Raw genomic sequence first — 13814 nt, 5'->3', positions numbered from 1 at the left:
TTCCCCGCTGATGCGGGCCAGGCTTTGAAATTTGCGTTTTTTTATTTGGTTCTTGAGATTTGAGATTTGGAATTTCTTATTATGTATTCTGTACTGTTAACAATCCATTCCCTGGTGCGCTGGCTGGTTTTGATAAGTTTACTTGTTGCCATTTACAGGGCGTATAAAGGCTGGCTTGGGCATGCGCCATTCTCAACATTTGATAATGCCGTAAGAATTGCCACCGTTACCATATCGCATGTACAACTGGTATTGGGCATCAGTTTGTATTGTATCAGTCCGGTAGTGCGGTATTTTTTGAACTATTTTAAAACGGCGGTGCACGAGCGGGAGATCAGGTTCTTTGGTATGGAGCATATTACCATGATGGTGCTTGCCATTGTGCTGATCACCATTGGTTCGGCCAAAGCCAAACGGCAGATAGCAGATGGGCAACGATTTAAAACCATGGCCATTTGGTTTACGGTTGCTTTAGTAGTCATATTTTCATCTATACCCTGGCAATTTTCGCCATTGACCAGCAGGCCTTATTTTAGGTGGTGCTGATAGATAGATGTCTAATATGTCAAAGAACTTTTCGTACGAAGCACAAATGTAGGGTTTAAGGTAACCCGATTTTGAAAAATGGGACGGGCATGTGTCAAACCTGGGACGAGCATGTGTCAGGTGAGGGACGAGTTGCATAATTGCTGCGTAAGCTGTATATAAAATTGGGACGAGCACACATAAAACCAGGGACGAATGGCATAATCCATGTGTCAACCATGTGTCAAACATGTGTGTTCCCTTAGTAAAGTATGCTATTTGACACATGGATCACACAAGGATGAGACAAGGTTGGTATAAGGATAGCTAATGTGATAATGTAAAGGCAAACCGCAAACGGCGTGAAACGTGAAACGGCAAACGGCCGCCCAATTTCGAGGCTCGCGTTTGGTTGTTAGCTGCAATAAATAGCAGGTGGCGCAAGTCGTAAGTAAATCTGGGAAATTAGCGAATCCTTTCACGTTTCACGTTTGCCGTTTCACGACTTGTATTCAGTTTTACCACTAATCTTGTAGCTTACATTTAAAATAGTTAAACGCCCTATAAATGGACCAACAACAATATTTTCAATTTTACGAAGGCAGCAAGATGGGCATTAAAACCGCCGACGGGCAAATTATAATTCCCGCCGTATACGATTTTGTGGCCATTCCCGCCGACGATCTGTTTACGGTTACAGAAGGCGGCTATACAGCTTACTTTAATACCGATGGCGACGTAGTGCTGTCGTTCAGCAACCTGTACGAGTCGTATGGCAATTTTACCGAAGGGTTGGCGCGGGTAATGCGTAATGGAAAATGGGGGTTCATAAACAGGGAAGGGGAAGAAGTAATTACGCCCCGCTTTTATTTTGCCGATGAGTTTGCCGAAGGAAGGTCCATTGTGCGAAACGAAAATGATTTGCATGGGGCAATAGATACACAAGGCAACCTGGTCATCGATTATCAGTATCCTGTATTGACGGGTTTCGTAAAAGGCTACGCCAAATTCGGCGATCTGAAAACCTGGGGGTTGATTGATGCCACAGGAAATATTGTGGTGCCGCAAATCTATATGTCAATAGGCCAGGTATACCGCAACAAAGTGACCGTGCAGGTGCTCGAAGGCGAAGAGTACAAAGAAGGCGAGCTTACCATTGGCGGTGGGGTTGGATGGAACAACAACCTCGATCATGTAAATGCATTCAACCGCCAGAAAACGCAATTTGCCGATGCTGCTGAGCAGTTGATAGATACCATGTACCGCAATGGCTGCCCTTGTGAATATGAGCGGTTCAGGGACTATATTCAATGGAATAGCCCGGTAGGTTTTGTTGACCAGGAAATATTGTTTTCGGCATTTGTAAAAAAACTGCACAATGAGGGGGATAATAATTTCAGATGTACGCATTGCGGAACGGTGTATGAACAAAACTGGGAACAGTACAGCGCCTTTATGTGGGTGTTGAATGTGACTATAAAAACTACAGGTAAGTTTAAAAATAAAGGGGCGCCGGTGGCTGAATATCGCCCGGTAGCGCTGGGTTTTTATGGACATGTGATTGAAAAGTACACTAATAAATATTTGCAGCACGATATTGAAACTGTAATTAATTATCTGAAACAGCCATGAAGGGAGTATATTTTTTAAGAAAAGAACAGTTGTTGCCGGTTGACCTGCTCACAGCCTGGAAGTTCTTTTCATCGCCCAATAACCTGGCAAAGATCACCCCGCCTGAAATGGATTTTAAAACACTGACCACATTTAACGAGAACGCAGAGATCCATACCGGTATGCTCATCGATTATAAAGTGAAACCTTTGTTTGGAATCTCTCTGTTCTGGCGAACAGAGATCACAGAAGTACAGAAGCCCTATTATTTTATTGATACCCAGCTTAAAGGGCCGTATAGGTTATGGGAGCACACGCATACGTTTACTGAAAAAGAGAACGGGGTGCTGATGCAGGATGTAGTGAAATATCAATTGCCGTTGGGCCCTTTGGGCGTTCTTGCAAATGCTTTGGTAGTGCGCCGGAAACTGGAGTCCCTGTTTACCTTTCGTAAAGCCGCTATAGAACGAATTTTCGCATAAAAAAAGACCCCGCCCCAAATATTGGAGCGGGGTCTTTTCGTCGGTTCTGGCCCATTTAACGCTTCATCAACATGCTTGCAAGCTGGCCATCCCTTTTATAAATATCGTCTCTAAAATTCAGGTCACCCTGCCTGTCGACCCAGGCCGTAAAATACGTTATGTAAACCGGCATGGGGTTTTTAACTGCAACGTATTGTTCCTTTCCGCTTGCCATGGCATTGGCGATGCGGTCCTGCGTCCAGGTGCTGTCTTCGCGTAACATATATGTGGCCAGGAATTTGGGGTCGGCCACGCGAATGCAGCCATGGCTGAAGGCCCGCTTATCTTCCTGGAACAGGCTTTTTGAAGGTGTGTCGTGCAGGTAAATGCTATGGCTGTTTGGGAACAGGAACTTAACGGCGCCCAGGGAATTCCAGGGGCCGGGCTTTTGACGAACGCCATCGAAAAACTTCTCCATATGATGCGATGCCAGGTAATTGGGGTTCTTTGCAATGCCGGACAGAATTTCTTTTTTCAAAATGCTGGCAGGCACGTTCCAGTACGGACTGAACACTACCTCACTAATGCTACCGGCGAAGATCACCGTTTTGTTTACATCTTTACCCACTACCACGTTCATGTTCCATAAAAGCGAATCGTCGTTATAGGCGTGCAGCACAAACTCGGGAATGTTAACCGCCAGGTAGCGGCCCCTTACATCGGTAGGCAGCCAGCGGTTCCGCTCCATGTTAACAATTATTTTTTCAATGCGTTGTTTTACCGGAATGTTCAGCTCACGCACCATACCGCTGCCGGCAACGCCATCTTCCTTCATGCCATGTCTTCTTTGAAAACGTTTAACGGCGGAGAGCAGGTTAGCATCGTAAATGGGCGAAGCGGTGTCGCCTGCATTGGTAAGATCGCCCAGGAGAAGTAACTTTTTACGCAGTTTGGTTACTGCGGCTGAGGTATCGCCTGGCTTAATAGGTTTATTGTTGGGCAGGTTTACTGTAATATTATCGGCAGGAAGCGCTTTGTATTTCTTAAGGTATTCCTTTAACAGGTGGTATTGGCGATATACCGGTTCCTGCGTGCCGGAAGTATTGCCCTGCTTCATCATAGAATCGAGCAGGGCGGTATAAGAAAGTTTTTTACGCGGCATTAGCCAATCGATCTTTTGCGAAGCGCTTTCTTCAAGACCGCCATATACCTTTTGGGCAAAGAAGAAATACATAGCGGTGAGCATCAGTTCTGTTTCACTTTTTTGCTCGGTGCTTTGAGGCAGGGTAATATTGAACAGGCTATCGAGCTGGCGTTTATAAGGCAAAACAATATTCAGTCCCTCTTCGGGCAGGTTCTCGAGCCGTGCATACAGGTTACTGGCTTGTTCGGTGAGCCCGTTGTCGTTATACCAGGCAAAGGCATAATTGCGGGTAGTGTAGAACGTGTTCAGGTCGTTTTGAAAATTGCGGAGTGAATCGTATTTGGTAAAGAATGCATCTACACGGGAAGAAGAAAAACGCATAGAGCTTTGGTCGCTAAAGTTACCGGCAAGGTCATGGGCGGCGTCCTGCATTTCTTTATTAATGGAATCCTTTGTTCGGTTTGGGGTCGACCGGTTGTTTGACTCCTTACATCCCCAAATACACAACGCAACGAGGAAAAAGGTAAATTTTTGCATAATTAAGTGTTACACTTCTATAGGGGTATTGCACAAAAAAAGGGGTTCATGAATATGACCGGCGTATTTTCTCTTGTAGTTTATTAACTGCCAGTTATACCCGTAAACCCCGCAATATTACGATATTAACGTATATGGTAGGTGTTTTCACACGTTGCAATAGCCCTGGCTGTTATTTCAATAACTTATGGGAATAGCAATCGTATGAACAAGTGATCAGATTCTTAATGATTTCCTTTGAAGATGTGTAAAGGCCCAGTTCCACATACATGGGCCGTTAACGGCTAAAGGAATGAAGGAGAAATGATCTAAAAAAAAGTACTTACTAACCCGGTCTTTTACAGGTGTTGAAACCATCCGTTCCCTGCAAAAGATTAATTCCTTCAATTCGCATAACACGTATTACTTCACGTGTTTGGAAACGATTTTCGCCAGATCGAACATTGAGATCTGATCTTTACCGAACAGAGGTTTCAGTTTAGTATCGGCGTTGATCATTCTTTTGTTCTTTTGATCCTGAAGTTTGTTCTTTCTGATATATTCCCAAATCTTCTTAACGATCTCTGTTCTTGGTAAAGGTTTGCTACCAATAACCTCAGCTAATACAGGGCTGGCAGTAAGCGGAGCCATGAATGCTGCATTTGGTTTTCTTGCAGATTTCTTCTTAGCTGCTTTTTTTACTGCTTTCTTAGCAACTTTCTTAGCTGCTTTTTTTGCTGCTTTCTTAGGAGCTGCTGCTTTTTTAACTGCTTTTTTTACTGCTTTCTTAGCAGCTTTCTTAGCTGTTTTTGCCATAGTGTTTTAAAATTTAAAAGTGAATAATGAAGCTATGTTTGAGTTTTTATTATGAGAGTATCACTGTGAATATATCAAATATATCAATAACAATACGAATTACACAACATTCAGCTGTTAAAATCTTTCTGAAACTCGCCTGTACAGGGCCGTTTCCCTAATGAAATCACATAAACTACTGCAAACATAAGACCCTTTTTTTATGATTTCCCCTATGGGAACCGGGTATTTATTCCCCATTTATAAACGCAACCCAAAGGTTGCATTATATTTGCAACCTAAAGGTTTCATTTTAAAACTATGCGTAGAGATGTATTTCAGGCGATAGCCGACCCCACAAGGCGGGAGATCTTAAACATGATAGCTCACCAGCCATTGAACATAAATGCCGTGGCCGAGAACTTCGAAGTAAGCCGAACGGCCATATATAAACACATAAAAATGCTTACCGAATGCGGGCTGGTAGTTATTACACAGTTTGGTCGTGAGCGGTACTGTGAAGCCCGTCTGGAGCTGCTTACAGAGGTTGCCGACTGGGTAGAGCAGTACAGGAAGGTATGGACGGAGCGGTTGAATAGTCTGGAGAATTTCTTCGATGAGAAGCGGGTGAGGGGGAGGAAGAAGGGTTGATAGAGGTGATGGAGGTGATAGAGTTGATAGAGGGGGAGCCGGCTTCTCAGGGAGGGCTTATTGGTGGGTTAACAAGTTGACGAGTTAACAAGTTAACAAGGGAATACAGGTTGATAGAGTTGATGGAGGTGATGGAGTTGATAGAGGTAGAGCCAGTTCCTCAGGGAGGGTTATTGGTAGGGTTGACGAATTAACAAGTTAACAAGGGAATACATAAAGGTTCTTAAGGGGAAAGGGGGGGCTTGTGTTGATTGAACGCATTTTGGTAGAGCCGGTTAGTAAGTTGTTCAGTTATTCAGTTCGTATGTGATTTTTCAGTAGGGGCGAACGCTGCCTGGGAAAGCGTGTGGCCGCAGGAGACGCATGGCCGGTTAGTAAGTTATTCAGTTGTTCAGTTCGTAAGTTATTCAGTAGGGGCGAACGCTACCAAGGGAAAGTTGTGGCCGCAGGAGATGCATGGCCGGGCCAGTTGTTTAGTTTGTGAATTGTTTCGTAGTGAGAACAGCCCGAGTCGGCGGGAATTTTGCAATTAATGAGCATTTAGCGGAGCGGGCACTTCTTACGTCCTACTTCCTAGCTCCCACTTCACACCCCCATTTGAAACTTTCATTCCTTTAAACCTTTACCAACTTTATCACCTCCATCAACTTTTCAACTCCCTTGTCAACTTGTTAACATGTCAACTTGTTAACTTCCCTTCTTACCTCTTACTTCACTATCCTATATAGACCCCTTATTCCTTTAAGCCTTTATCAACTTTATCAACACTATCACCTTATCAACCCCCTCGTCAACTTGTTAACGTGTTAACTCGTCAACTATACTCAATCCATCAACTCCCCGCCCCTTTAGAACCCGCACCCCCTAATCAATCACCACCAATTCTTTATTATACTTATTCCTATACTCAATAGGCGACAGCCCCGTGATCTTTCTAAAGATAGACCGGAAGGCCTTTACATCACTATACCCCACATCATACATAACCTCCAGCACGTTCTTGCGGCCCGTTTCAAGGTCCTTTTTGGCGGCCTCTATTTTAACCCGTTGAATGTATTCCGTAACGGTATTACAGGTAGCTTTTTTAAACCGGCGCTCGAGGCTGCGGCGGCCAACAGCAAACGTATCAGCCAGTTGATCAACCGTTATCTTTTCTTCAAAGTTCTTCTCAATGTATTCCTGCGCCTGTTTTACGGTATCATCTTCATGCGTTTTTTGTCCCTGGAAAATAATAAATGGCGATTGTACCGTACGATCGAAATCAATCCCAAATGCCTTGGAAATAAGAATGGCAACATCTCTGCCCGCGTATTTTTCTATCATATACACCAGCAGATTCAGGTAGGAGTAAGCCCCGCCACTTGTATAAATGCCATTATCATCTGTAATGATCTTATCATCCATCAGGTTCACATCGGGATACAGAGCCCTGAACTCATTGGCGAAACGCCAATGAGTGGCGCACTGTTTGCCTTTTAAAAGACCGGTTGCTGCAAGGAAAAACGAGCCAATACAAAGACTGGCCACCTCGGCGCCGTTATTAAATTGCTTCACTATCCAGGGAATGAATTCCTTATTGTCAATAGCAGCCTTAGGGAACTGCCCATGTATAGCGGGGATGATTATAAGATCGGTCTTTGTTACATCAGTTATCAGGCAATCGGGTTGAATGGTAAATAGCCCATTACGCTGGGTGGTATGCTTCGACAGGCCAACCAGCTGAATATCAAACAAAGGGGCCTTGCCCATTCCGGTACGCAGGATATTCACCTCTGAAAGGATCTGATGCGTTCCTTCTATATTCACCAGGCTGGTATGTCCTTGCGGAATTAGTATGGAAACGTGTTTCATTTTTGCAAAGTATTTAATGTTTTTGACCGGTTAACCGTCCGTTCCGACAAACGCGGATAATACCCCGACCAAGGGAGAAAAGTTCAGGATATCATTAATGACAATTGTGCTAGCTTACCCCCTCAATAAAGATAAAAATATTGTCGCAAAGAACCCCTTAATTGGTCGCGTTTGCACCCTTTTGAAGATAGCGAACACATGTACTTTTGGGTTATAAACGTACAAACATAAAGAAAGCATTATGGTTGAGGTTTTCAAAACGAATGTACAGGAGTTTGCAGAGGCGCAAAAGCTGGTAGCCGCATTGCGGCGGCATTTTCCCGATAGCAAAATAAACATCGATCTTGATGATTGCGATAAAGTGCTGCGGGTTGAAGGTAATAACCTGCGCATAGAAAAGGTAATGACCCTTGTTACAAAAAAAGGGTTTGTGTGTACCGTACTGGATTGAGAGAACCAACATTTTCAAACATTAAAATATAAGACCATGCCTGCAATGAATCCTTACTTGAATTTTAGCGGTAATACCGAAGAAGCATTCAACTTTTACAAATCAGTATTTGGCGGTGAGTTCACCATGATAGGCCGCTACAAGGACATGCCCGAAGAATACCGTGGGCCCGAGTCGGGGTGGAATAAGATCATGCATATTTCGCTGCCAATTAAAGGTGGTAATGTGTTAATGGGTAGTGATGCGCCCGAACATATGGGTAAGGTCATAGTGGGTAATAATGTTCATATAAGCCTTACCCCCGATTCGAAGGAAGAAGCCGATAAATTATTCAGTGGCTTATCAGCCGGTGGCAATATCATAATGCCAATGGCCGATGCTTTTTGGGGCGCTTATTTTGGTATGTTTATAGACAAATTCGGCATTAGCTGGATGATCAATGTAGAAAACAATCCAAATAAATAATGAAAACAGCCAATGAATTATTGCTGGAATTTGAGGCGGCCACCAATGCGTTTATCGAAAAGGTGGCTGCTTTAAGCCAGTCTGAAATCAATACGGTGCCGTTCACCGGCAGCTGGACAGCTGCCCAGGTCATAGAGCATTTATGTAAATCAGACGACCATATGATCAAAGTGCTCAATGGTCCGGTGCAACCAACCAACCGCCCGCCCGATGCTGGTGTGCCTAACCTCGAGGCCATCTTTTTAGACTTCAGCACCAAACTGCCCTCGCCTGAATTTATCATTCCTTCCAATGAAACCTTTGATAAGGAAAGCATCATCAGCAGGTTCAAAACCGGTCGCCAGCAAATAGGCAAAGCCATTCAAACCCTTGATCTTACCCCTACCTGCCACATGCCCATATTTGGCGAGCCCACCCGGTTTGAGATCATAACTTTTGTAATAGTTCATACCCAACGCCATACCAACCAGGTAAAGAACATTACCGAAAAACTGGTAGCTGCATAAGAAAGCGATGGGGCACTGCATTCCTTGTATTATTTTAGCATAAGAACAAACTGCCTGTTTATGCTGTACAAAAGAATGCCCATTGAAAAGGAATCGCCCGAGGAAAAAGGGTACGATACCATTTTGCATAACCTGGCCGAAAGTTCGGTGAGCGACCTTAGCTTTGGTGAGTTGGGTTTGCAGCTCAATGAACTGAAACTGGAGTACATCCCTCACCGTGGGCATAATGGGTTACGGCAACTGATAGGTGAAGAAGCGGGGTTGCAAAAAAACGCAGTGCTGCTTACCAACGGGGCGGCGGGAGCGCTATTTATTATAAATACGGCATTACTTACCGCGCAGGACCATTTAATTGTGGTACGCCCCAATTATGCCACCAATATTGAAGTTCCGGTAACTATAGGCTGCTCCATCAGCTATATCGATCTGCAATTGGAAACGGGCTGGCGCATAAACCTCGCCGCTATTGAAGCAGCCATTACACCAGCCACCCGGTTAATAAGTATTACTACCCCGCATAACCCCACCGGCATAACAATGACCGAAGCTGAGTTACAGGCGCTGATAGCTATTGCCGAAAAACAAAATATATACCTGCTGGTTGATGAAACCTACCGCGATACCTGTTTTAAAACCAGCTACCCCGTAGTGGCTTCTCTAAGTAAAAAGGTTATCAGTGTATCGTCTCTGTCAAAAGCGTTTGGCCTGCCCGGTTTACGTATGGGCTGGTTAATAACGCAGGATGAGGTGTTGATGGAACAATTTCTGGCTGCCAAGGAAATGATATATATAAGTAATCCGGCGCTCGATGAAGAAGTGGCGTACCAGTTTTATTGCCGCAAAGAAGCGTTCGCTACTGTAATCAATGAACGGGCCTTGGAGAATTACCGGTTACTGGTTACCTGGTTGCAACAGGAAGCCAGTTTGGAGTATGTACTGCCCCAGGGTGGAGTGGTATGTTTCCCCCGGTTTAAACAGCCGCACACTATTGATATTCCCTGCTTTTATGAAACCCTTGTACAACAATACAAGACCATGGTAGGCCCCGGCCATTGGTTCAGCATGCCCGATTCTTATATGCGTATTGGTTTTGGCTGGCCCAACAAGCAGGCATTTGAACAAGGGTTAATGAATATAAGTGAAGCAATTAAGGCCAGCAGAGTGGTATTTTGATAATATTTAATATCAGGTAGCGCCCTTACCAGTACCACCCCACGCAAAATCGTGTTTATTTATTTATCTTTAGCCAGTTGACCCTTAAATAACAGTTAGACCCTAAACAACCAAAACGCTCTATGGGGCTCGATTCCGTAGAAATACTGGTGAATGTAGAAAATGCATTCGGCATCACCATTTCTAATTACGAAGCAGAAAAAGTTTGCACTGTCGGCGATATTCATAATCTTGTTTGGCGCAACATACAAGGCCGGCAGAGCATGCGATGCAGATCGCAACAATTGTTTTACAAACTGCGCTATACCCTTATTAACAGGTATCAGGTGCCGCGGGAGGCCATTGAGCTGGATGCTTCTCTTAATAAGATCTTTCCCAAAAAGAACAGGCGGTTGAAATACCATAAACTGCAAAAGGAACTTCAGTTGAAGGTGCCCCCACTGGTGCTGCCGGCCGTTTGGGCCAGGGCTTTATTTATTACAGGCATTATTCTTATTCCGGGCGTTTTAGCAGTAAGCCTGGTGTTAATTTATGGTTATGATAAAACCCGCTGGTTGTACCTGCTGCCCGCGCTGGGATGGCTGGCAACCATTTTCATCTCCAATATCCTCGATGCGGTACGAACAGAATTCAAACCCGAAACAGTAAAAGACTATACAAAAGAGTTGTTGTCGCTTAATTATGGTACCCTTATGCAGGATAAGAACATAGATAGAAAGGAGATGGAAATGCTTATTAATAATATCATTGCCGAAACCGTTGGCGTTGACCTGCACGAAATTTTACCTGAGAAAAGCCTCACCAACGACCTGGGAATTGATTGACCTCGTAAACAAAAGGGCCGCCCGGTTGGTTATTTGGTTGTACTAAAACATACAACTATGAGTGATGTAACAACCGAAACACCGGTAAAAGAACTGTTTATTAAAATGACAGTAGACGCCTGGAACACCCAGGTTGCCCGGCTTACCAAATTATTCGACGCTCTTTCCGATGAACAATTAGCTACCGAAACGGCGCCCGATAGAAATACCGGTACATATTTGCTTGGCCATTTGGTTGCCGTTACCGATGGCATGTTGCCCCTGCTTGGCTTTGGCGAGAAATTATACCCGCAGTTAGAAAAGCCTTTTATCACCAGCCCCGACCGGAGTGGACTGGAAATACCAACCGTTGCGGAATTGAAAAAACACTGGACGGCAATAAATACAAAACTATCTGAACACATAGCGGCAACCTCGACGGATGAATGGTTTACAAAACACAACTCGGTATCGGCAGAGGATTTTGCCAAAGAGCCGCACCGCAACAAACTGAATATTCTAATTAACCGCACCAACCATAATAGTTATCACCTGGGTCAGCTTATTTATCTGAAGCCTAAGAAATAGGTACTAATTGTTGTATAGATCATCTTTTATGTTGCTGATCTCTATTTAATAAACAGCTGCTCCTGTTTTATTTCCTAACTTAACACCCAGAATGTAACACCGCGCATGAAAAAGAAGATCGATCATATTCTGCAAGCCCGCGAGAAGAAGATCACTGATGAGGACGTGGTACGGCAACCTTTGCCGCATATGGATTTCCGGTTCGCCAACCCGTTTATAGTTATTCATCATGTTGGGCCCGTAAAGTATGAGCCCGGGCAGCAGTCGAGGCTACGCCCGCACCCGCACCGTGGCTTTAGCCCGTATACCTTTATGCTGCAGGGCGAAGGCTTTCATCGCGACAATGCCGGTAACGATGAAATAATAAAGGCTGGCGGTGTGCAGTGGATGTTTGCCGGCCGGGGCATTTTACATAGTGAAGGGCCAACAGAAGAATTGCTGAAACAGGGTGGTGTGCAGGAGCTCATACAGCTTTGGATAAATGCGCCCCGCGCCAATAAGTTAGATAAGCCTTTTTACCAATCGGCTAAAGCTGAAGAATTACCGCGGGTTATTGAGCAGGAGGGTGTACAGTTCAGGCTGGCCAGTGGTGAGTATAATGGCTTTACCGGCCCCATACAAAACTTTACGCCGGTGATCTCAATGATCGGTGAAATGGAGGCTGGCAGAGAAATTGAATTAAATGCCGCACCCGACTACTGGACCCTGGTATATGTGGCCAATGGAAAAGTGATTGTAAACGATGAACCGGTGAATGAGCACCACCTGGTGGTGTTCAGTAAAGATGCGGGTGAAATAATTGTTTCGGCTACTGAAAATGCACAACTGTTGTTTTTAAGTGCAGAGCCTATTGATGAACCGGTAGCTGCCAAAGACAATTACGTAATGAATACCAATGAGGAAATTGAGCAGGCGATGAGTGATTATAAAAATGGATTGTTCGGAACCTTAAGTTATTAAAACAGTACTATATGCAACCTAACATTGGGATCAAACCAGAAAATTTAACCGCAGTATCGCATATTCTGAATGGAATTCTGGCAGATGAATTTTTGCTGTATACCAAAACGCGTAATGCACACTGGAATGTTGAAGGCCCCGATTTTCATGACAAACACAAATTCTTTGAAGCCCAGTACGAGGCGCTGGATGAGATCATGGATTCAGTAGCTGAACGCATTCGCACCTTAGGCCATTATGCGCCAGGTACGTTGAAGGCCTTTTTGCAACTCACTCACCTTACTGAGCAATCGCGCGAAAAAAACGATAGCCAGGGTTTTATTCGCGAGTTACTCGCCGACCATGAAACCCTTATCATTGCTATGCGTGAGAATATCGACCGCTTTGCCAATGAGTACAAAGACGCAGGTACCAGCGATTTTATTACCGGCTTAATGGAAGATCACGAAAAAATGGCCTGGATGTTAAGGTCGCATTTGAGATAATAATTATTAGCAATAATAACAAGGGGGCTTCGCTTTAATGGCGAGGCCCTTTTGCTTTTAAAAATCTACCGGTGATCATGATATGTTTTTCCACAAATGGCAGGTTCCAGATATTATGAAATAATTGCATGCAATTATCTGCAGTTGGTAACGTGATTATCTTAAAAACTCCTATGTAACGGCAGAAAGAATATGTATTTTGGCGTTTGTGGAATTAAAACAATTCATACAGGACATTATTCAGCAGGGAAAAGTTACCGTCGACGCCAATGTTACCCCGTTTTCCGGGGATGATATTCAGGCGGCTATACAACAACTGCGTGAACATTATGAACACCAAAAGCAGGAGCTCACGGCAACCGTGCCGGCATTTGATGCTGCAGCAGCAATATGGGCTGCCGGCTTTTTATACCGGGCCGTACAACTGGTAATATTGCGACACCTGGGTGAAGAGACAGTGAATAAATTGCTCACGCCTTATGAGGGCGTTATTTCACCGGAAGCTGTTTTGTCGGTTGACCTCAGTTTTCGCTATTTGTCAAACCTCATGAGCCTGGCCAAAGGGCTGGCGCCGGAAGATATACTCGTGAAACGGTTGCGGGAAGCCGCCATACAATGGCCGTTCTCCTCAGTAGGCATGAAGGTGGAAGGCGAGCTGAAGATTGAAACGATCATGAACAATGCCTGTGTGCGCAGATCATACATCGACCGCATCATAACAGCGCGCGATATAAAAAGATGTAATAACCCACAGGTAAGAGAATATATACAGGAGGCATTGGGCGATTACGGCCATGTGCTATGGCCTGGATTTAAACCAGAGTAAAAG

The 13814-nt window shown here is 44.5% G+C and carries 16 protein-coding genes; 13 read left to right on the top strand and 3 right to left on the bottom strand.

The genetic code is table 11. The features are described 5' to 3' along the window. Positions 1 to 81: 81 nt before the first annotated feature. The 3 genes from GGD38_RS15040 to GGD38_RS15030 all read left to right on the top strand — a co-directional run bounded on the left by GGD38_RS15040 (position 82) and on the right by GGD38_RS15030 (position 2618). Positions 82 to 546: a hypothetical protein gene (locus GGD38_RS15040; protein ID WP_375297064.1), complete on the top strand. Its 465-nt coding sequence runs from the start codon at positions 82 to 84 to the stop codon at positions 544 to 546. 546 nt (positions 547 to 1092) lie between these two features. Next, complete coding sequence (locus tag GGD38_RS15035) at positions 1093 to 2157, top strand: WG repeat-containing protein (RefSeq protein ID WP_375297063.1); 1065 nt, start codon at positions 1093 to 1095, stop codon at positions 2155 to 2157. After that, positions 2154 to 2618: a hypothetical protein gene (locus GGD38_RS15030; protein WP_375297062.1), complete on the top strand. Its 465-nt coding sequence runs from the start codon at positions 2154 to 2156 to the stop codon at positions 2616 to 2618. The genes GGD38_RS15035 and GGD38_RS15030 overlap by 4 nt, the downstream gene beginning before the upstream one ends. 55 nt (positions 2619 to 2673) lie before the next feature. On the opposite strand, the gene GGD38_RS15025 is transcribed toward GGD38_RS15030, so the two are convergent. After that, positions 2674 to 4278, bottom strand: coding sequence for a murein L,D-transpeptidase (locus GGD38_RS15025; RefSeq protein WP_375297061.1), 1605 nt, complete (start codon positions 4276 to 4278; stop codon positions 2674 to 2676). A gap of 402 nt (positions 4279 to 4680) precedes the next feature. Beyond that, positions 4681 to 5073 (bottom strand): SWIB/MDM2 domain-containing protein, encoded by a 393-nt coding sequence (locus tag GGD38_RS15020; RefSeq protein WP_375297060.1) that lies wholly within the window; start codon positions 5071 to 5073, stop codon positions 4681 to 4683. A 300-nt stretch (positions 5074 to 5373) separates the two neighbouring features. Here GGD38_RS15020 and GGD38_RS15015 point away from each other — a divergent pair, with 300 nt between their 5' ends. Further along, positions 5374 to 5703, top strand: a complete 330-nt coding sequence (locus tag GGD38_RS15015; protein ID WP_375297059.1) for an ArsR/SmtB family transcription factor — start codon at positions 5374 to 5376, stop codon at positions 5701 to 5703. Between the two features lie 864 nt (positions 5704 to 6567). On the opposite strand, the gene GGD38_RS15010 is transcribed toward GGD38_RS15015, so the two are convergent. Next, positions 6568 to 7554, bottom strand: a complete 987-nt coding sequence (locus GGD38_RS15010) for a GlxA family transcriptional regulator (RefSeq protein ID WP_375297058.1) — start codon at positions 7552 to 7554, stop codon at positions 6568 to 6570. A gap of 241 nt (positions 7555 to 7795) precedes the next feature. Here GGD38_RS15010 and GGD38_RS15005 point away from each other — a divergent pair, with 241 nt between their 5' ends. The 9 genes from GGD38_RS15005 to GGD38_RS14965 all read left to right on the top strand — a co-directional run bounded on the left by GGD38_RS15005 (position 7796) and on the right by GGD38_RS14965 (position 13811). After that, the gene (locus GGD38_RS15005; RefSeq protein ID WP_375297057.1) at positions 7796 to 8005 is read left to right on the top strand and encodes a hypothetical protein; all 210 of its coding nucleotides are present in this window, start codon (positions 7796 to 7798) and stop codon (positions 8003 to 8005) included. Positions 8006 to 8041: 36 nt separating this feature from the next. Then, positions 8042 to 8470 carry a VOC family protein gene (locus GGD38_RS15000; RefSeq protein ID WP_375297056.1) on the top strand — a complete coding sequence of 143 codons (429 nt, stop codon included), beginning with the start codon at positions 8042 to 8044 and terminating at the stop codon, positions 8468 to 8470. Next, the gene (locus GGD38_RS14995; protein WP_375297055.1) at positions 8470 to 8976 is read left to right on the top strand and encodes a DinB family protein; all 507 of its coding nucleotides are present in this window, start codon (positions 8470 to 8472) and stop codon (positions 8974 to 8976) included. The genes GGD38_RS15000 and GGD38_RS14995 overlap by 1 nt, the downstream gene beginning before the upstream one ends. Before the next feature lie 60 nt (positions 8977 to 9036). After that, positions 9037 to 10149 (top strand): pyridoxal phosphate-dependent aminotransferase, encoded by a 1113-nt coding sequence (locus GGD38_RS14990; protein WP_375297054.1) that lies wholly within the window; start codon positions 9037 to 9039, stop codon positions 10147 to 10149. 122 nt (positions 10150 to 10271) lie between these two features. Then, entirely contained in the window at positions 10272 to 10973 is a 702-nt protein-coding gene (locus GGD38_RS14985) for a hypothetical protein (RefSeq protein WP_375297053.1), read from the top strand. A gap of 57 nt (positions 10974 to 11030) precedes the next feature. Continuing rightward, entirely contained in the window at positions 11031 to 11540 is a 510-nt protein-coding gene (locus GGD38_RS14980; protein ID WP_375297052.1) for a DinB family protein, read from the top strand. A gap of 105 nt (positions 11541 to 11645) precedes the next feature. Continuing rightward, positions 11646 to 12500 (top strand): pirin family protein, encoded by an 855-nt coding sequence (locus GGD38_RS14975; RefSeq protein ID WP_375297051.1) that lies wholly within the window; start codon positions 11646 to 11648, stop codon positions 12498 to 12500. A gap of 11 nt (positions 12501 to 12511) precedes the next feature. Further along, positions 12512 to 12985, top strand: coding sequence for a Dps family protein (locus tag GGD38_RS14970; RefSeq protein WP_375297050.1), 474 nt, complete (start codon positions 12512 to 12514; stop codon positions 12983 to 12985). A gap of 208 nt (positions 12986 to 13193) precedes the next feature. Further along, a complete protein-coding gene (locus GGD38_RS14965; protein WP_375297049.1) occupies positions 13194 to 13811 on the top strand; it encodes a hypothetical protein in 618 nt (205 codons plus the stop codon). The last annotated feature ends 3 nt before the right edge of the window (positions 13812 to 13814 follow it).

It is taken from the genome of Niastella sp. OAS944 (genome assembly GCA_024809215.1).
GTDB lineage: Bacteria > Bacteroidota > Bacteroidia > Chitinophagales > Chitinophagaceae > Niastella.
This window is presented reverse-complemented; position numbering and strand designations above follow the sequence as displayed.